19 protein-coding genes are annotated in these 18,043 nt (G+C 61.7%); all 19 read right to left on the reverse strand.

What is annotated here, in order from left to right; all coding sequences use genetic code 11:
• Nucleotides 1-41: 41 nt before the first annotated feature.
• Entirely contained in the window at nt 42-782 is a 741-nt protein-coding gene (locus tag LQ952_RS01600; RefSeq protein ID WP_238620843.1) for a flagellar motor protein, read from the reverse strand.
• A gap of 3 nt (nt 783-785) precedes the next feature.
• Nucleotides 786-1,913: a protein-glutamate methylesterase/protein-glutamine glutaminase gene (locus LQ952_RS01605; protein WP_238620846.1), complete on the reverse strand. Its 1,128-nt coding sequence runs from the start codon at nt 1,911-1,913 to the stop codon at nt 786-788.
• Between the two features lie 74 nt (nt 1,914-1,987).
• On the reverse strand, nt 1,988-4,027 hold the full coding sequence (locus LQ952_RS01610; RefSeq protein WP_238620847.1) for a chemotaxis protein CheA: 2,040 nt from the start codon (nt 4,025-4,027) through the stop codon (nt 1,988-1,990).
• 102 nt (nt 4,028-4,129) lie between these two features.
• Complete coding sequence (locus LQ952_RS01615; RefSeq protein ID WP_238620929.1) at nt 4,130-4,888, reverse strand: protein phosphatase CheZ; 759 nt, start codon at nt 4,886-4,888, stop codon at nt 4,130-4,132.
• Between the two features lie 8 nt (nt 4,889-4,896).
• The gene (locus tag LQ952_RS01620; protein ID WP_238620849.1) at nt 4,897-5,277 is read right to left on the reverse strand and encodes a chemotaxis response regulator CheY; all 381 of its coding nucleotides are present in this window, start codon (nt 5,275-5,277) and stop codon (nt 4,897-4,899) included.
• A gap of 101 nt (nt 5,278-5,378) precedes the next feature.
• Nucleotides 5,379-6,101, reverse strand: a complete 723-nt coding sequence (locus LQ952_RS01625; RefSeq protein WP_238620850.1) for an RNA polymerase sigma factor FliA — start codon at nt 6,099-6,101, stop codon at nt 5,379-5,381.
• A 2-nt stretch (nt 6,102-6,103) separates the two neighbouring features.
• Nucleotides 6,104-6,943, reverse strand: coding sequence for a MinD/ParA family protein (locus LQ952_RS01630; RefSeq protein WP_430733424.1), 840 nt, complete (start codon nt 6,941-6,943; stop codon nt 6,104-6,106).
• 46 nt (nt 6,944-6,989) lie between these two features.
• A complete protein-coding gene (gene flhF, locus LQ952_RS01635) occupies nt 6,990-8,477 on the reverse strand; it encodes a flagellar biosynthesis GTPase FlhF (protein WP_238620854.1) in 1,488 nt (495 codons plus the stop codon).
• A gap of 85 nt (nt 8,478-8,562) precedes the next feature.
• The gene (gene flhA / locus LQ952_RS01640; protein ID WP_238620855.1) at nt 8,563-10,656 is read right to left on the reverse strand and encodes a flagellar biosynthesis protein FlhA; all 2,094 of its coding nucleotides are present in this window, start codon (nt 10,654-10,656) and stop codon (nt 8,563-8,565) included.
• Nucleotides 10,657-11,814, reverse strand: coding sequence for a flagellar biosynthesis protein FlhB (gene flhB, locus LQ952_RS01645; protein ID WP_238620858.1), 1,158 nt, complete (start codon nt 11,812-11,814; stop codon nt 10,657-10,659).
• 3 nt (nt 11,815-11,817) lie between these two features.
• On the reverse strand, nt 11,818-12,594 hold the full coding sequence (fliR, locus tag LQ952_RS01650; protein WP_238620859.1) for a flagellar biosynthetic protein FliR: 777 nt from the start codon (nt 12,592-12,594) through the stop codon (nt 11,818-11,820).
• 13 nt (nt 12,595-12,607) lie between these two features.
• Nucleotides 12,608-12,877 (reverse strand): flagellar biosynthesis protein FliQ, encoded by a 270-nt coding sequence (gene fliQ, locus LQ952_RS01655; protein ID WP_238620863.1) that lies wholly within the window; start codon nt 12,875-12,877, stop codon nt 12,608-12,610.
• Between the two features lie 18 nt (nt 12,878-12,895).
• Nucleotides 12,896-13,642: a flagellar type III secretion system pore protein FliP gene (fliP, locus tag LQ952_RS01660; protein ID WP_238620865.1), complete on the reverse strand. Its 747-nt coding sequence runs from the start codon at nt 13,640-13,642 to the stop codon at nt 12,896-12,898.
• Nucleotides 13,639-14,091 (reverse strand): flagellar biosynthetic protein FliO, encoded by a 453-nt coding sequence (gene fliO, locus LQ952_RS01665; RefSeq protein WP_238620867.1) that lies wholly within the window; start codon nt 14,089-14,091, stop codon nt 13,639-13,641. The genes fliP and fliO overlap by 4 nt, the downstream gene beginning before the upstream one ends.
• A gap of 8 nt (nt 14,092-14,099) precedes the next feature.
• The gene (fliN, locus tag LQ952_RS01670; RefSeq protein ID WP_238620868.1) at nt 14,100-14,636 is read right to left on the reverse strand and encodes a flagellar motor switch protein FliN; all 537 of its coding nucleotides are present in this window, start codon (nt 14,634-14,636) and stop codon (nt 14,100-14,102) included.
• A 20-nt stretch (nt 14,637-14,656) separates the two neighbouring features.
• A complete protein-coding gene (gene fliM, locus LQ952_RS01675; protein WP_238620870.1) occupies nt 14,657-15,637 on the reverse strand; it encodes a flagellar motor switch protein FliM in 981 nt (326 codons plus the stop codon).
• A 9-nt stretch (nt 15,638-15,646) separates the two neighbouring features.
• Nucleotides 15,647-16,150, reverse strand: coding sequence for a flagellar basal body-associated FliL family protein (locus tag LQ952_RS01680; RefSeq protein ID WP_238620872.1), 504 nt, complete (start codon nt 16,148-16,150; stop codon nt 15,647-15,649).
• A 286-nt stretch (nt 16,151-16,436) separates the two neighbouring features.
• Entirely contained in the window at nt 16,437-17,519 is a 1,083-nt protein-coding gene (locus tag LQ952_RS01685; protein WP_238620875.1) for a flagellar hook-length control protein FliK, read from the reverse strand.
• Between the two features lie 60 nt (nt 17,520-17,579).
• Entirely contained in the window at nt 17,580-18,020 is a 441-nt protein-coding gene (fliJ, locus tag LQ952_RS01690; protein ID WP_238620878.1) for a flagellar export protein FliJ, read from the reverse strand.
• Between the last annotated feature and the right edge of the window lie 23 nt (nt 18,021-18,043).

Genomic DNA, 18,043 nt, shown 5'->3' on the forward strand with positions numbered 1-18,043 from the left:
ACCCCCTCAAACCTGCGGCCATGGCGCCAAGGCCCGCCGGGTCAGTGCAGGTACCCCTGCAGTTTGATCTCGATATTGCGCGGGTTCTCACCCTCGGCAATGGAAATGATCCCTTCGATGATCATCTCCCGATAGGCACTCTGATTCTGAATGATGGCCTTCAGCTTGTTGGACACGGGCAGGAAAAAAAGGTTGGCCGAGGCAATCCCGTAGATGGTGGCCACAAAAGCCGCCGCGATACCGGCCCCCAGGCGACTGGGGTCGGACAGATTCTGCATCACCGCCATCAGACCCATCACCGCGCCGATGATGCCCATGGTCGGCGCGTAGACCCCCATGCTTTCGTAGACCTTGGCGGCCTGGGTGTGAAAATCTTCACGGGTATGACTATCCACCTCCAGGATCGTGCGGATTGTCTCAGGCTCCGTGCCGTCCACCAGCAACTGCAGACCCTTGCGGGCGAAGGCGTCCTCCTCGGTTTCCGCCAGAGACTCAAGCCCCAGCAGACCTTCCTTTCTGGCCACCTGACTCCAGCTGATGATCCGTTCGATGACGGCCTCGGGGTCGAGCCTGGGCGGCACAAAGGCCCAGGGCAGAATCTTCATGGCCTGCATGAACACCAGCGGACGCGCCTGAATCAGGGCCGCCGCAATCGTGCCGATCACCACGATCACGAACGCGGCCAAGTTCCACAGGGCCGCCAGTCCACTGCCCTTGGCAACGGTGCCGCCGAAAATGGCCACCAAGGCCAGCAGCACACCGATGAGCGTGAGAATATCCATGCTTCAGCACCCCTCGGCCAGCAATCTGCCGATCTGGGACAGGGGCAGGACACGATCCGCAAGCCCCGCATCCACCACGGCGGCCGGCATGCCGTACACTACGCAGCTCTCTTCGTCCTGGGCCCAGATCTTTGCGCCGCATCGCTTCAGGAGCCGTGCCCCCTCCCGGCCATCGGCGCCCATGCCGGTCATGATGATGGCCAAGGCATCGCCGCGGAAAGCCGCCGCGGCGGAATTGAAGGTGACATCCACGCTGGGGCGGTAATGTTGCTCGGGGGAACTGTCAGTGATCCTGACCCGGTGCTGCCCCCCACGGGCCTCCACCAGCATCTGTTTGCCACCGGGGGCCAGCAACGCCAGCCCCGGTGCCAGCACATCGCCATCGCCTGCTTCCTTGATCCGGATCCGGCACAGCTGATCCAGGCGCTGGGCGAAGGCGGGGGTGAAGGTGCCCGGCATGTGCTGTACCAGCAGCAACGGCAGCGGAAAATGGGCGGGCAACTCGGCCAGCACTTTCTGCAGCGCCAGCGGCCCTCCCGTCGAGGTCCCAATGAGCACCACCCGAAAATCCCGCAATTGAATCGGGGTACGATCCGGGACACTCCGCGCCGATCGGGGTGTCGGCAGGCCGGCAGGTGACGTGACCGCCACGGGGCGACCTGACGGCGGTGCTGCAGCCCCCCCACGGGAACCCAATCCGGACGACACAGTAGCAGCGGGCGGCGGTGAGAAGCGTCGTCTTCCCACCGCCTTGACACGACGCCGGAGCACTTCCTTGGCTTGCTCCTGATCACGGGCGATGTCTTCGAATTTTTTGGGCAGGAAATCCACCGCGCCAGCCTCAAGGGCATCCAGGGTGGCCTTGGCGCCTTCCGTGGTGATGGAAGAAAACATCAGGATCGGCACAGGATTGCGGGCCATGATGCGCCTCACCGCAGTGATACCGTCCATCACCGGCATCTCGATATCCATGGTGATCACGTCAGGACTGAGACTGGCGGCCTGGTCCACTGCCTCCTGGCCGTTACTCGCGGTCCCCACCACCTCAATGGACGGATCGGCATTCAGGATTTCCACGATGCGACGCCGGAAGAATCCGGAATCGTCCACCACCAGAACGCGAACCGCCATCAAATCTCTCCGTCTTTTCCAGGTCATGGGCCCCCGCATCCGGATCGTTCGGGATGATGCGGGGACAGGTCAGATCAGTGCCTTCTGGCGTAATTCTTCAGAAGTCCAGGCACATCAAGGATCAGCGCTATACCCCCATCACCGGTGATGGTTGCACCTGCCAGTCCGGGGACTCCGTGCAGCATATTGCCCAGGGGCTTGATAACCACTTCTTCCTGCCCGATCAGGCTGTCCACCACAAAGCCCACCCGTTGATTGCCGCTGAACACCACTACCACATGTCCCATCCCCCGATATTCGTCGGTACTGCCGGAAACAAGCCACCGCCGCAGATAGTAAAGCGGCAGGGAGCGGTTACGAACCATGATAACCTCCTGATCATCCACACGGTTCGTTCGCGACAGGTCCAGGTCGAAGATTTCACTGACATTGGCCAGCGGCAACGCGAAACGCTGTCGGCCCAGCACCACCATCAAGGTCGGCAGAATGGCCAGGGTCAAGGGCAGGCGAATACTCAGGATGCTGCCCTTGCCCAGTTCGGAAGTGACATCCACCCGTCCATTGAGCTGGGCAATCCGGGTCTTCACCACATCCATACCGACGCCGCGACCGGATACGTCGGAAATCTCCGTCTTGGTGGAAAAGCCCGCCCTGAAAATGAGATTGAAGGCGTCGTTATCCGAAAGACGCGAAGCCGCATCCTCATCCATCAAGCCTTTTTCCACTGCCTTTTTGCGCAGCACATCCGGATCCATGCCCTTGCCGTCATCGGAGATGGTCAGCAGGATATGGTCGCCCTCCTGGGCGGCTGACAGGACCACATGGCCGACACGCGGTTTGCCGGCGGCCAAGCGCTCCTCCGGTGACTCGATACCGTGATCCACGGCATTTCGCACCAGGTGCACCAGGGGATCGGCCAGGGCCTCCACCAGGTTTTTGTCAAGGTCGGTATCTTCCCCCCACAGCTCCAGATTGACCTCCTTTTTGAGACTTCGGGCCAGATCCCGGACCACCCGGGGAAAGCGCCCGAACACCTTCTTGATCGGCTGCATCCGGGTCTTCATCACGGCCGCCTGAAGATCCGCCGTGACCACGTCCAGATTGGTCACGGCCTTGGATACCTGTTCATCCCGCATGCGTGAGCGCAAGGTCGCCAGGCGGTTGCGCACCAGCACCAGCTCCCCCACCAGATTCATGATGTCATCCAGACGTTTGGTATCCACACGAACCGATGTATCGGCCAAGGGAGTGGACTTGGCCGCCTTCTCCACGCCGCCGGCTACCGGTGCCGCCGACGATGTTGCTGCCGGCACATTCGGCTGGGCGGTTTTAGGTCCCTCCCCCTTGCCGTGAAGGCTGTCCAGCAGGCTTTCGAATTCATCATCGGAGATGGTATCGCCTGCCCCAGGGGGGGATGCCTGGGCGGAAGCCGCGGACTCCGGCTTTCTACCCTGCAGTTCGTCCAGCAGCTGGTCAAATTCTTCATCGCTGATGGCGTCGCCATCAGCCTGAGCCTTTCCCGCGGAGACAGGCGGTGGAACCGCAGACGTCATGCTCTCCGGTTTCGGGCCGCCGTTTTGCTTTTGATCCTGAAGGGCATCCAGCAAAGCCTCGAACTCGTCATCCGTGATATCCCCCCGAAGCTCCCCCTGAGCCGGCACGGACCGCGGCGACACGGGTGTCGGCACGGGTGTCGGCACCGGAGGCGGCGGCGGTGCCTCCCCCTGGGGCAGGGTCAGGGGTTCCAGGGCCGCCATCAGGTGATCCGGCGCAGGGGCCGGCATCTCGCCGGAGCGCACCTCATCAAACATCCGGTTCAACACGTCCACCACCTGAAGGATGGTATCCATCAGGTTGCTGTCCACATGACGCTGCCCCTGGCGCAGCAGGTTGAACACGTCTTCGGCCCGGTGGCAGATCTTGACCAGGTTTTCCAGATTCAGGAACCCGGCCCCACCCTTGATGGTGTGGAAACTGCGAAAGACCGAATTGAGCAGATCTTTATCGTCGGGGGTCTGTTCCAGCTGAACCAACTGCTCACTGAGGCCCTCCAGCAATTCGCCGGCCTCAACCAGAAAGTCCTGAAGGATTTCGTCGTCGGTATCCAGACTCATGTCCGTCTCTCACGCCCAGTGCAATCGCACCCTGATATTCCGGTTTGGCGGCCGGACCGGCGAAATCTGAAACAGGCCGACGTCCCGGTGACAGGACAAGTTTTAAAATCCAAGGCTGGACAACAAGTCATCCACATCATCCTGGCTTTTTACCACGTCGCCCTGATCCGACGTCCCCTTGACCGCAGGGCCGGCCGGCTCGGTCCCCGCGCCCCTGTCCTTGCCTTCCGGCGTGGACAGACGCTTACCGGAGATACGCACCAGCCCCACCAGGCTGTCTTCCAGATCCTGCACCAAGGTCATGACGCGGCGGATGACCTGCCCCGTCAGATCCTGAAAGTCCTGAGCCATGAGCACTTCCGAAAGCTGACTGCGCAGCGTTTCGGCATCCCGTTCCGTATCCTCCAGAAACTCGGCCAGGGCTTGGCTCACTGAGCGGAACTCGTCCACGGACATTTCCCGCTGGCGAAAACGAGCCCAGTCAGCCCGCAATGCCTGCGCCCGGTTTGCCAACATTTCCGAGACCGGTAATGCCGCCTCAACGGCGTTCAGGGTGCGATGGGCGGCCTGGTCAGTCATGGCGACCACGTAGTTGAGACGTTCCTTGGCATCCGGAATATCCTGATGGGTCAGTTCGGAGAGACGGGAATCCAGGCGGAAACTGTTCAAGGCCTCGTGCAGGTCCCGGGTCAGCTTGCCCAGTTCCTGGAACAGCAGACTCTCGTGCATGCGCCCCATCTCTTCGATGAGTCGCCCGGCCCCTTCTTCATTGCCGGATTCCATGAGCTTGACCAATTCCCGGGCGCGTTCCAGTTGCTGCTGCTTGAACAGGGCCTCTTTGCTGTCTTCCTGGTTCTCCATGACGTTGTTCACCCTTTTTCCTGCAGTCTCTCGAAGATCTTGTTGATCTTCTCCTTCAGGGTTTCCTCGGTGAAAGGCTTGACGATGTAGCCGCTGACACCGGCCTGAGCCGCTTCAACAATCTGCTCGCGCTTGGCCTCGGCCGTCACCATCAGGACGGGCATGTCCTTGAGCCGGGGATCGGCACGCACAGCCCTCAGCAGATCGATGCCGGGCATGCCGGGCATGTTCCAGTCGGTGACCAGGAAGTCATAGTTACCGTTCTGCAGCATGGGCAGTGCGGTACTGCCGTCATCAGCCTCGGCGGTATTGTTGTATCCAAGATCCCGCAGCAAGTTCTTGATAATGCGGCGCATCGTGGAAAAATCATCCACGATGAGGATCTTCATGTTCTTATCCACAATAACCTCCCGATTAAACACACACCGAAGACACGCCCTTGAGCGGGGTGTTCCGGCATTCTGAAATCAATTCTGCCGGCAAGAGGGCATCAGACCCGCTCACCGTCCGCCACCCACTCGACCATGCGGGCCCTGAGACGAACCAGCGCCTGACCGTGGATCTGGCAAACCCGGGACTCGCTGACGCCGAGCACTTCACCGATCTCGCGCAGGTTCAGCTCGTCATCATAATACAGAGAGAGGATCAAACGCTCTCGCTCAGGCAAAGTGTTGATATGCTCGGCCAGGGCTTTCTGAAAATCCGCCCGGGTGACGGACTCCAATGGAGTCGGCCCCAGGCCCGGGAGGAAGTTGTCCACATCCCCATCCCCCTCGCACAGGTCATCAAAACCCAGCACGCGGCTACCGGCGGCATCCCGGAGCATGTCGTGGTAGGTTTCCAGATCCACCCCCAGGGTAGCGGCAATCTCCGGGCCGGTCGCCTCGCGCCCCGCCCGGTTTTCAATCTCCCGGATCACCTCGCTGATACGCCGGGCATTACGGTGCACGGACCGCGGCGTCCAGTCGCTCCGGCGGACCTCATCCAGCATGGCACCACGAATCCGGATGCCGGCATAGGTCTCAAAACTGGCCCCCTGGGAAGGGTCATAGTGACGGGCAGCCTCCAGCAGACCAATGACCCCGGACTGGATCAGGTCTTCCACCTGCACATTGGCAGGCAGGCGGGCGAGCAGATGGTAAGCGATTCGCTTAACCAAAGAGACATGCTCATCCACCAGTCGAGTATGGTCTGACTCTTTGCTGGCGTACATGGCTATGGCACTGATGTGACTGGCTCCAAGTCGTTTCGACCGCTGTTGATCAACCTTTCCACAAAAAACTCGATACCGCCACGGGTATTGCGGGGCATGGGCCACTGGTCGATGCGACCGGCAACCGCGCGAAAGGCACGGGCGGCGGGGCTGGAAGGATAGGCCTCCAGTACACTCTGCCGACGCTGAACCGCCTTGCGCAGCAGGTCATCATGGGGGATGGCGCCGACGTAATCGAGGATCACGTCCTCCAGAAAACGGTCACAGACCGACACCAGCTTGCGAAACAGGACCCTGCCCTCATCCTCATTGTCGTTGCGGACCATGTTGGCAAGGATGCGAAAGCGCGTCAGGCCATGATCCCGGTAAAGCACCTTGATCAGGGCGTAGGCATCCGTGATGGAAGCCGGCTCATCGCACACCACCACCAGCACCTCCTGGGCGGCCCGGCAAAAACTGGTGACGCTGTCATGGAGGCCGGCGGCAGTATCCACCACCAGCACATCCAGGGGATGAGACAACTCGCTGAAGGCACGAATGATACCGATATGCTGCGCTGGTTCCAGATCCGCCATGCGGGCGATACCCGAAGCGGCCGGCACGATCAGCATGCCCGCCGGACCTTCAAGCAGCACCTCGTCCAAGGTGTATTCGCCGTTGAGCACATGGTAGAGGTTGGCCTTGGGCTGCAATCCCAGCAAGACATCCACGTTGGCCAGCCCCAGATCGGCATCGAGCAGCATGACGCGCTTACCGCTCTGGGCCATGGCGGCGGACAGGTTCACCGACACATTGGTCTTGCCCACACCACCCTTGCCGCTGGACACTGCCAGGACACGCACCGGAGCGACCGCATCGACCGGTGAGGAAAGTCGGGCCGCCTGAGAATTACTGACTGGAGGCATGGACGTACCTGGCGTTGGGCTGGTTGATGGGCTCACGGAACATGGGAGAAACCACCTGGGCCTGACGGGTATCCCCACGCTCGCCACCGGCATCCGCCATCCTGGCGGCGGTGGCCACCAGCCGGGCGCCACGGGCCGGACGCAGATCATCGGGTATGCGCTGACCTTCGCTGACGAACGTCAGCGGCAGGCCGGCACTGATCAGGGTCGACAGGGCCTCACCCAGTGAAGCGGCTTCATCCACCTTGGTCAGTACGCACCCCTCCGGCTGCAATCGGGCAAAGGACTTCACGGTCTCCATCATCACGGCTTTCTGCACATTGGCCGCCATCACCAGCAGGGTCCTGGCAGAAGGCACCGACGTCAGGGACTCCAACTCGCCAAGCAGTTTCATGTCCCGTTGATTGGTGCCTGCCGTATCAATGATGACCAGGCGCTTGGATTTCAACCCCTCTAGCATATCTCCCAGCTGGCGTGCTGTCTGCGCCAGATAGACGGGAACCTCAAGGATCTGACCAAAGGTCTGCAACTGTCGATGAGCGCCGATGCGATAGGCATCCGTGGTGATCAGCGCCACGGAATCATGGCCGTGCCTGAGGCTCTGCAAGGCGGCCAGCTTGGCCACCGTCGTGGTCTTGCCCACGCCGCTCGGTCCCACCAGGGTCATGATGCCAGCCTGATCCAGAATGCCATCGGGGGTCACCGCCAAACGCCCGGAAAGATGAGTCAAGGCCTCTTGCCAAGCCTCCGCAGGGTCATCGGGATGGCTGATTGCCATGGCGATCTCCTTGGCCAGCTCCGGCTCCAGTCCCATGCGCTGCAGTCTGGCCACCACGCCGGCCCGTCCCGGATCTCGGCGCATGAACTCCTGCCCCGCCAGGCTGGCGAGCTGGTCCTGCAGCATGGCCCGCAGCCCTTGAATCTCCTTCTGCATGGCCAGGAGGGTCGGTTCCTGGGACCACTCAATATTGGCGACCTTCTTGGCCCTCGCCGGTTTCGAGGGGGCAGGCTCCGAGGCCGGGGGCGAGGTCGGCGGCGGCTCTACCACCGGCGTCATCAGGGCATGCAACCCCTCCTCCGCCCACACATCATCACGGCGGGCGCGCAGCGACGGAAACTCCCCTGACGAAACACGGACCCCGGCATCGGCCTTGAGGGACACTGCCGCTTCAGGCTCGGGCATCCCGGGGTCGGCCGCGGATTCCATTCCGGTGTCCGGTGCCCTGGAACGAAGCCGTACGTCAGGGGATATCGGCCGGCCGGCGGTGGATGTCGAGGCCCTGGAAACCGGCTCGCCCGCCTGGGTGGCCATCTCCAGTACCGCTTCCTCGTCGTAATCCATGGCAGCGATCAGTTCGATGCCACCCTCCACGCTGCGGCTGGAAAGGATCACCGCATCCGGTCCCTGATTTTCTCGCACCAAGCGAATGGCCTGGCGCATATCCGGTGCAAAATAGCGTTTTATCTTCATGACGGTAACCCGTTATCCCCGTTGCACTGGCTGGTCAAAGCGCTGCACACGTGCCTGAAAACACCTGATGCCTGTTCGAACTGCGTCACCCCACCTCCCTACCTACGGTGGCAACCACCCGGATCTGCTTGCTATCCGGAATCTCCGTGTAGGCCAGGACATGGAGCCCACGCACGGCTGAACGCAGCCAGCGGGACATCCAGGGGCGGATATCCGGCGACACCACCAGCACGGAAGGTTCGCCCGACATCTCCTGACGCTGGGAGGCCTCGGCAATGGAACGCTGCAGGCGTTCGGCCAGTCCCGGTTCGATTCCAAGTCCGGCACCACTGCCTCCCTGCGAGGACTTTTGCAATATCTGTTCCAACGCGGGATCAATGGCCAGCAAAGGCAGCTCTGAAGCGGTTCCCACGATATTCTGGACAATGGCGCGTGACAGGGAGATCCGTACCGCAGCCGTCAGTGCGTCAGGATCCTGACTCTTGGCACCGTGCTCCGCCAAGGTTTCGGCGATGGAGCGCATGTCCCGCACCGGGATCTGCTCCGCCAGCAGGTTCTGCATCACCTTGAGCACCACCCCCAGCGCCAGGGTCTTGGGCACCAGATTTTCCACCAGCTTGGGCGAATGCTTGGCCAGGGTATCCAGCAGATGCTGAACCTCCTCGTGGCCCAGCAGTTCATGGGCGTGGTCGCGCAGAATCTGGGACAGATGGGTGGCAATCACGGTCCCTGCATCCACCACGGTATAGCCCAGTCCCTGGGCCTCTTCCCGCTGCGCCGGATCAATCCAGAGTGCGTCCAGACCGAAGGTCGGATCCTTGGTAGGGGTGCCCTTCACCTGCCCGAAGACCTGGCCGGGGTTGATGGCCAGTTCCCGGTCCGGAAATACCTCACCCTCCCCCGTGGTCACGCCCATCAGGGTGAGCCGATAGTGATTCGGCCCCAGGTCAAGATTGTCACGGATGTGCACCGGCTGGATCAGGAAGCCCAACTCCTGGGACAGCTTGCGACGCACGCCCTTGATCCGGGCCATCAGCTGCCCCCCCTGGGAACGGTCCACCAGCGGAATCAGACGATACCCCACCTCCAGGCCCACCAGATCCACCGGCGGCACGTCATCCCAGGTGAGTTCCTTCATCTCCGGACTGGTGGGGGGCGGCGCCTCATCCTCCAGTGCCCTGGTGATTGCCGCGTCATCGGCGGCGCGCTGCTGGCTGATCAGATAGGCCGTGGCCCCCATCAGGGCGCCCAGGCTCAGAAATACCACGTTGGGCATGCCGGGGACCAATCCCAGGGAGCCCACGATCCCTCCCGCCACATAGAGGGCGCGAGGCGAACCGAACAGCTGCTTGACGACCTGCTGCCCCATGTCCTGAGCCGTCGACACCCGGGTGACGATAATAGCCGTGGCGGAAGACAGCACCAGGGAGGGGATCTGGGCCACCAGACCATCGCCGATGGTCAGCAGCACGTAGTTGGTGGCCGCATCCCCCACGCTCATGCCGTGCTGCAGCGTGCCGATCACCAGACCGCCGATGATGTTGATGAACAGGATCAGGATGCCGGCGATGGCATCCCCCCGCACAAACTTGCTGGCACCATCCATGGAACCGTAGAAATCGGCCTCCTGGGCCACTTCTTCCCGGCGCTTGCGGGCGTCGTCCTGGGAGATCAGCCCGGAGTTGAGATCGGCATCGATGGCCATCTGCTTGCCGGGCATGGCATCCAGGGTGAAGCGGGCACTGACTTCGGAAACCCGGCCGGCGCCCTTGGTCACCACGACGAAATTGATGATCACGAGGATGGCAAACACCACCAGACCCACGGCATAGTTACCGCCCACCACGAAATCGCCGAAGGCCTGGATCACGTTGCCCGCGGCATCCGTGCCGGTATGCCCTTCCAGCAGGATGACCCGGGTGGAGGCCACGTTCAGAGCCAGGCGCAGCAGGGTGGCCACCAGCAGCACCGTGGGGAACACCGCGAACTCCAGTGGGCGCGGGGTATACACCGCCACCAGGATCACCACCAGGGACAGGGCAATATTGAAGGTGAACAGCAGGTCCAGGGCCAGCGGCGGCAACGGGATGACCATCATGGCCAGCAACGCCATCAGCAGCAACGGCGCCCCCAGACCCATGCGGTTCACATTCTTCAGACTGTCTGCAAAGCTCGCCATTTATGCATTCTCCGCAGGCGGCACATCACGTTTGAGAAATTCATCGGGCACCGGCAGATCGGTGGGTGGTGTCGGCACCACCCCGCCTTCGCGCAGCGCGTTACGGAGCTGATAGACATAGGCCAGCACCTGGGCCACGGCCACATAAAGTCCGGCCGGAATCTCCTGTTCCAGGCGGGTGCTATGGAACAGTGCCCGGGCCAAAGGCGGCGCCGACAGAATGGTGACGCCGGATTGCCTGGCCACCTCCCGGATCTCTCCCGCCACCAGATCCGCCCCCTTGGCCACCACCCGGGGCGCCCCACCCTTTTGCTGGTCATACTTCAAGGCCACCGCAAAGTGGGTGGGGTTGGTCACCACCACATCAGCCTTGGGTACCTCGGCCATCATGCGACGCCGGGAGACCTCGTACTGGAGCTGGCGGACCCTGCTCTTGACCTCCGGCTTGCCTTCGGTCTCCTTGAATTCGTCCTTGATTTCCTGCTTGGTCATGCGCAGCTGGCGCTGGTGATTCCAGAGCTGAAAGGGCACGTCGATCATGACCACCAGGATCAAGGACACGCTCAGGGCGACGAAAGTCCAGGCAATCATGTAACCGGCACTGACCACCCCCGGCACCATCTCCTGCCCCCCCAGCCCCAGCAGACGGTCGGAAAACTGCCAGAGGATGCCCATCGCCACCACCGAGATCAGGGAAAACTTGGCCAGGGTCTTGGCCAGTTCCATCAGCCCCTGTGGTCCGAAGATGCGCTTGAGCCCCTTGATGGGGCTGAGCTTGTCCGGCTTGGGCTCAAGTCCCTTGAGACGGAAACGTCCCCCACCCATGACCACCGGCCCGGTGACGGCCGCAATCACCAGAACCAGGAACAGGGGGGCCAGGATCATCAGCCCCTCGCCGATCCGGGCATGCAGCGCCGTCAGCATGAAGGACGGATCAAAGATACGCTCCCGGTCGATGATCAGACTGTTGCGCATCAATGCCTGAATATGGTTGAGGAACACCCCGCCGAACAGCAGCAGCGTGGTGGAGCCGGTGAGCAGCACCAAGGTGGTATTGAGTTCCTTGGAACTGGCGACCTGCCCCTTGTCCTGGGCATCCCGCAGACGTTTGGGGGTCGGTTGTTCTGTTTTCTCCTGTGAGGATTCATTCTCGGCCATGGCCTAACCTCCCAAGATACGCTGGATGAGTCCGAATCCGGCCATGGCCAGATCACGGATACGGGGCTCCAGGGTGGGCAGATTGAGCATGATGAGCACAAAACCCAGCATGATCATCATGGGAAAGCCCACCGCGAAGATATTGAGCTGGGGCGAGGCCCGAGTGATCACGCCCATGGACAGGTTCACCATCAGCATGGCCGCCACGATGGGCATCCCCACCAGCAGGGCCCCCACGTACATGGCGGAACCGAAGCTTGCCACCCCCCAGAAATCCACCCGGGTCAGCCCTTCGACGCCGATGGGCATGAGGTAAAAGCTCTGCAACAGCATGTCCAGCAGCGCGATGTGGCCGTTCATGGCCAGAAAGATCAGCGTCCCCATGATCACGAAGAACTGGGACACCACCGGCACCTGGACCCCCATCGCAGGGTCCACCATGGAGGCGTATCCCAGCCCCATGGACAGGGCGATGGATTCGCCGGCCATGGTCAGGGCGCTGAACACCATTTGCAGGATGAAACCCATGGTCACACCGATCAGTACCTGCTGAACGGTGACCACCAGCCCCTCCATGCTCAAAGGCTGCACGGCAGGGGGCTCCGGCAGCATGGGCGCAATCAGCAGGGCAAGGACCATGGCAAACACCAGGCGCACCCGCAACGGCACCGTCCCCGCACCGAAGATCGGCGCCGCCAACAGCATCGCGCTGATGCGCACGAACGGCCACACGAAGGCGGTGACCAGGGCGATGAGTTCGGTGTCGGTAAAGCTGAACATGGGGCGGTGACTCCTAGCCGATCAACCCGGGGATGCTCTCGTAGAGCCGCCGGCAGTAGTCCACCAGCAGATCCAGCATCCAGTTCCCGGCGATCACCAGGGCCGCAAACATGCCAAGCAGCTTGGGAATGAAGGACAGGGTCATTTCCTGAATGGAAGTGGCCGCCTGGATCATGCCGATGAATAGACCAATGGCCAGGGCGGTCAGCAGGACCGGCGCAGCAATCAGCACGATGACCCACACGGCCTGCTGCCCCACTTCCACTACGGTATCCGGCGTCATCGGCGTGCTCCCCGCGGTTCAGACAATGAAACTGGTGGCCAGGGTACTCATGATCATCGCCCAACCATCCACCAGCACGAACAGCATGATTTTGAAAGGCAAGGAAATGATCAGGGGTGACAACATCATCATACCCATGGACATGAGCACGCTGGCCACCACCAGATCGATGATCAGAAAAGGGATCAGGATCAGAAAACCGATCTGGAAGGCCGTCTTCAGCTCACTGGTGATGAACGAGGGCACCAGAACGGAAAAGGGCACATCCTCGGGACTCTCGAAGCTGTCGTGCCCGGCAATACGGGCAAACATGGCGATGTCCGTCTCCCGGGTCTGCTCCAGCATGAAATCCCGCAGCGGCACCCAGGCTCGCCGAACCATGTCCTCCTGGCTGATCTCCTCAGCCATGAAAGGCTGGATCGCCTCCTCGTTCACCGCTTGAAAAACCGGTGCCATGATGAAAAAGGTCAGAAACAGAGCCAGACCGATCAGGATCTGGTTAGAAGGCGTCTGAGTGGTGCCGATCCCCTGGCGCAGAATCCCCAGCACGATGATGATCCGGGTAAAGGAAGTCAGCATGATGAGCGCTGCAGGCAGCAGGCTCATCACGGTCATGAGGATCAGGATCTGCAGCGTGACCGAGTAGGTCTGGGTGCCACCGGGATCCGTATCCACCGACAGCAGCGGGATACCTGCCTGAGCCAGCGCCTGTCCCGCCGGCAACAGCAGCAACAGCGCCAAGGACAACAGCGCGAGCGGTCTCATGACGCCCCCCCCTGCCGGCCCATGGCATGACGCAGGCGTTCCGCAAACGCACCGGCATTCTTCTCCGACACAACACGCTCCCCGGGTCGGATCGGCTCATCAAGGACGTGCAGGGTCTGCACCCGGCCCGGCGCGACACCCAGCAGCAACTGGGTCTTGCCCACCTGAACCAACACCATGCGTTCCCGGGCACCCAGGGACACGGCCCCCAGCACCCGCAGTTCTCCGGACACCCCGCTGTGCATGCCACCCATGCGCCGCATCATGAAACCCAGCACCAGGATGGCAACAATCACCAGGATCAGGCCGACAACCATCTGCCCCAGATAGGCCGCACCATCCCCGGTGATGCCCAATCCAGACGTGCCGCTGCCGGATTCCCCTGCCGACACCACCAGCGGCATGAGCAGAAGCAGCATCGTACCCATCAAAGGCTTGAGCACGGACATGGTACGCCTCACTTGAGCTTGCGAACCCGTTCGGCCGGGCTGATCACGTCGGTGAGGCGAATGCCGAACTTCTCGTTCACCACCACCACTTCGCCATGGGCCACCAGGGTACCGTTGACCATCACGTCCAGAGGTTCCCCGGCCAGACGGTCCAGTTCCACCACGGAACCCTGGTTGAGCTGAAGTAGATTGCGGATGGGAATTCTGGTACGCCCGATCTCCATGGAGATGGTCACCGGCACATCCAGGATCACCCCCAGGTTGACCTCGGCCCCCCCTTCAGCCCCTCGCCCGGCAACGGCTTCGGCCGCCAGATCATCGAACTCCATTTTGGGCGTGGGATCCTTCCAGGCACTGCCCTTCGTGCCTCCCGTTCCGGCATCACCGGTCACGGTTTCGCCATCGTCGGCCGTCCCGCTCCCGATCTTGTCACCACCGCCGCTTCCCGGCGCCTGCTGCTCCGCCTCGGCCTGTTCGGCCAGAGCAGCAGCCCAGATATCCTCTTCTTCGGCTTCGGGCTTGTTGTCCAGATCTTTGTCACTCATGGAGGCAGTCCTCACTTGGGTCATTCACTGAGCCGGATCGGCCCGGTAATCTTGATGGCGTTGAAACCGTCAGAAGTACCAAACTTGCCCCGGAATACGGGGATACCCTCGGCCCTGACGGTGACCTCTTGGGGGATTTCCACCGGAATGATGTCACCGGGCTTGAGATTGATCATTTCGGCAACGGTGAGCTCGGTTTCCGTCAACTTGGCGCTGAGTTCCACCTGGACCAGCTTGAGCTCCTCGCGCAGCGCCTTGACCCACCGATCATCCACATCCGCCCGGTCGCTCTGCAGCCCCGTATCCAGCTGTTCACGAATGGGCTCGATCATGGAATACGGCATGGTCACATGCAGTTCCCCGCCGCCGCCGTCCAGTTCCACATGGAAGGTACAGACCACCACCACCTCGGTGGGGCTGACGATATTGGCAAACTGAGGGTTGACCTCGGAACGGTTGTATTCGAAATCCAGCTCCATCACCGGCGCCCAGGCCTTTTTGAGATCCGTGAAGGACTGGTTCAGCAACATGCGTATCACCCGCAATTCCGTCGGGGTGAACTCTCGCCCCTCGATCTTGGCGTGGTAACGGCCATCCCCACCGAAGAAGTTGTCCACCAGGATGAACACCAGCTTGGGATCAAGCACGAACAAGGCGGTACCGCGCAACGGCCGCACCCGGACCATATTGAGGCTGGTGGGTACATACAGGGAGTGCACGTATTCTCCGAACTTCATCATCTTGACCCCGCCCACGGAGATTTCCGCCGAGCGTCGCAGGAGTTCGAACAGGCCGATCCGCATGTACCGGGCAAAACGCTCGTTGATCATCTCCAGGGTGGGCATGCGCCCCCGGACAATGCGATCCTGGGTGGTTAGGTCATACCCCCTGGCCACACCGTCATGAGCCAGGAGCTGGTCCCCAGTCTCCACCGCACCGCTGTCCACCCCGTGCAACAGGGCATCAATTTCGTCCTGGGAAAGAAGATCACTGGTGGCCATCACGTTGCCTCACTGCATCACAAGACTGTTGAAGTACACCGCTTCCACCTGGGTGAGTTCCCCTCGCGTCTCCAGCACATTGATCACCTCGGCAAGCACCTCGGCACGTGCCAGTTCCTTGCCTTCCTGGGTAATCAGGTCTTCATAGGTCTTGTTGCCGATGAGCATCATCAGGTTGTTGCGGATAACCGGCATGTGGCGAGTCACGCCATCCAGCACGGCCTGATCCCGCGCCATGAGGACGATACCCACCTGAACAAAGCGAATCCGTCCCGAGCCCTGGAAATTGACCACCAGCGGGGGATCCAGGGGCAGATAGATCGCCGGCCGCTCAGGCTCAGGACGTTCCTCACCCGGTTCACCGCTCCCCAGCAGGTACCAGGCAATCCCGCCACCCGCACCGGCAGCCACCAACGTGGTCAGCAGGACGATGAGTATCAGTTTCCAAAGACCGCCCTTGCCCTTGGCGGGCTTGGCAGCTGCTGCAGCGGTTTTTTCAGGTTTTTTGGCCATGCCTGCTTGGGCCTCCGTTTTTTATGGAATAAAGCAACACCTATGCCAAGCGAGAACAGAATAAAAAAATCAATAAAATCAAACTGCTGAATTCGAAAGAAATCAGAGAGTGACGGATTATTGACGATCATTCACATTCGCAGGGCGGCGGGCCGATGCAGCCCGACACAAAGGCAAGGCGTAAGGAGAGGGGATTATACGGTGGGCAGACACTGGACGCCGCCCCGGATTCGGGCAACGTCAAAGGGCGGAAGGGCCTCCGACCGGGACCGGCCGGAGAGGGTGATCAGGCATAGGCATCCAGCAGGATGGCACCATCCCGCTCATCGGGATCCATCGAGACGACCTCGGCGGCAGTCTGATCGGACCCATCGCGGTCTTCGGGGCGCGTTCCGACCGACTCCTGGGCGGGTCCTCCCTGACCGCCGGTATCCCGGCCGGAAACATCCACGTCTCCCAACAGGAGCCCGCTCTCGGAAAACATCTCCCGCAGCCGTGGCATGGCCGCGTCCAGTGCCTCGCGCGCCTGAGGGTGATGGGCCAGGAACTGAATATTGGCACGATCCCCTTCCATGGAGATGCGCACCTCCAGCGGCCCCAGGTGGGGCGGATTCAATCTCAGTTCTGCCCCCTGCATGTTCTGGTTCACCATCCACAGGACACGGCTACCCACCGCCTGCCCCCAGTTGGGCCGCGTCATCGGCACGTCCAGGTCCAGAGCGCGCAGCGGGGAGTTCGGCACCAGGGACTGGGCCTGAACCTGGCCGGCAGGTACCGTCTCTGCGGCCATGGGCGTCAGTGGGGCGGCGGAATCGCGACCGACCCCTGCGGCATCGGCCCCCAGTCGAACGACCAAGGCATGCAATGCCTGGGGCATGACTGGATTCCCCTCCGCCTGTGCCGACCCCGTACCCTGCCCGTGCAGCACCTGATTCAACGCCGCCGTCAGCGCCGTGAGCCCCCCCCCGTCCAGGCGCCGTTCCGCACCGGGATTAAGCGATTCACCGGCAACCCCCGGCAATCCACGGCCTGTCTCGGCCAGTTGCTGCCATGTGATCAGCAGGGAGGCCAGCGCAGCATCGGCACCCTCCTGCTGTAGGTCTTCCAGAGTGAGGTCGGCTTGATCCATGAGCTGGGCCAGCCACTGGGGCATCAGTGCCATCGCCTCAGGATCCTGCTCCAGCAGGGCCTCCAGGGGCATGGTTCGCGCCGGATCCGGGTAACCGTCCGCCAGTAGTTGCAGCTGCCCCATCAAACTCGATTGAAAATCGCCACCCTGCCCAGGCAGAGAACCGGCAGGACTGCTCGAATCGCCCCCCAGGGCGGGCAATGTGCCCAGTGCAGAAAAGGGCATGAATGACATGTTCATGGCCAAACCCTCGGCTATGTCAGATGTGTCCTGAAAGACATACAAAAAACGCGCCGGAAATCACTCAAATCTCCGGTGCCGGCGCCCATTACGATCATCCTGTTCAGCCTGTTCACGGCGATCCGCAGCCCTGCGCTCTTCCTGCTGGAACTGTTCGACCACACGATTGAGGGCCTTGGTCTTGCCGCTGGCTTCCACCCAACGACCGCGGCTCATTTCCAGTTCATGCCTGGCCGCCGCCACCATTCGTGCCTGCTGCTCGATCGCCTCATTGAGACGGTGCAGGAACAGACGGTAATCCCTCACCGACACGCCGGTCATGCCCGCCCCGCTCTGGGATTCGAAACGCTGGGCATATTCATCGCGGTAGCTGCTCAGTTCCTCCAGGCGTGCCATGCGGTCTTCCAGGGCCTGCTGTGATTGACCCAGGCGCTGAGCAGCCAGTTGCTGGCGGTTATCCGCCACTTGCACCACCGGTTCCATGCGTTTGGATCGATTCATGATCTACCTCTTTGGTTACAGCC

The sequence above is a fragment of the Ectothiorhodospira lacustris genome, from assembly GCF_022227785.1.
GTDB lineage: Bacteria > Pseudomonadota > Gammaproteobacteria > Ectothiorhodospirales > Ectothiorhodospiraceae > Ectothiorhodospira > Ectothiorhodospira lacustris.

Coding starts and splice junctions, on each gene's coding strand:
- LQ952_RS01600 (WP_238620843.1), bottom strand. CDS start 782: ATGGATATTCTCACGCTCATCGGTGTGCTGCTGGCCTTGGTGGCCATT.
- LQ952_RS01605 (WP_238620846.1), bottom strand. CDS start 1,913: ATGGCGGTTCGCGTTCTGGTGGTGGACGATTCCGGATTCTTCCGGCGT.
- LQ952_RS01610 (WP_238620847.1), bottom strand. CDS start 4,027: ATGAGTCTGGATACCGACGACGAAATCCTTCAGGACTTTCTGGTTGAG.
- LQ952_RS01615 (WP_238620929.1), bottom strand. CDS start 4,888: ATGGAGAACCAGGAAGACAGCAAAGAGGCCCTGTTCAAGCAGCAGCAA.
- LQ952_RS01620 (WP_238620849.1), bottom strand. CDS start 5,277: ATGAAGATCCTCATCGTGGATGATTTTTCCACGATGCGCCGCATTATC.
- LQ952_RS01625 (WP_238620850.1), bottom strand. CDS start 6,101: ATGTACGCCAGCAAAGAGTCAGACCATACTCGACTGGTGGATGAGCAT.
- flhF (WP_238620854.1), bottom strand. CDS start 8,477: ATGAAGATAAAACGCTATTTTGCACCGGATATGCGCCAGGCCATTCGC.
- flhA (WP_238620855.1), bottom strand. CDS start 10,656: ATGGCGAGCTTTGCAGACAGTCTGAAGAATGTGAACCGCATGGGTCTG.
- flhB (WP_238620858.1), bottom strand. CDS start 11,814: ATGGCCGAGAATGAATCCTCACAGGAGAAAACAGAACAACCGACCCCC.
- fliR (WP_238620859.1), bottom strand. CDS start 12,594: ATGTTCAGCTTTACCGACACCGAACTCATCGCCCTGGTCACCGCCTTC.
- fliQ (WP_238620863.1), bottom strand. CDS start 12,877: ATGACGCCGGATACCGTAGTGGAAGTGGGGCAGCAGGCCGTGTGGGTC.
- fliP (WP_238620865.1), bottom strand. CDS start 13,642: ATGAGACCGCTCGCGCTGTTGTCCTTGGCGCTGTTGCTGCTGTTGCCG.
- fliO (WP_238620867.1), bottom strand. CDS start 14,091: ATGTCCGTGCTCAAGCCTTTGATGGGTACGATGCTGCTTCTGCTCATG.
- fliN (WP_238620868.1), bottom strand. CDS start 14,636: ATGAGTGACAAAGATCTGGACAACAAGCCCGAAGCCGAAGAAGAGGAT.
- fliM (WP_238620870.1), bottom strand. CDS start 15,637: ATGGCCACCAGTGATCTTCTTTCCCAGGACGAAATTGATGCCCTGTTG.
- LQ952_RS01680 (WP_238620872.1), bottom strand. CDS start 16,150: ATGGCCAAAAAACCTGAAAAAACCGCTGCAGCAGCTGCCAAGCCCGCC.
- LQ952_RS01685 (WP_238620875.1), bottom strand. CDS start 17,519: ATGAACATGTCATTCATGCCCTTTTCTGCACTGGGCACATTGCCCGCC.
- fliJ (WP_238620878.1), bottom strand. CDS start 18,020: ATGAATCGATCCAAACGCATGGAACCGGTGGTGCAAGTGGCGGATAAC.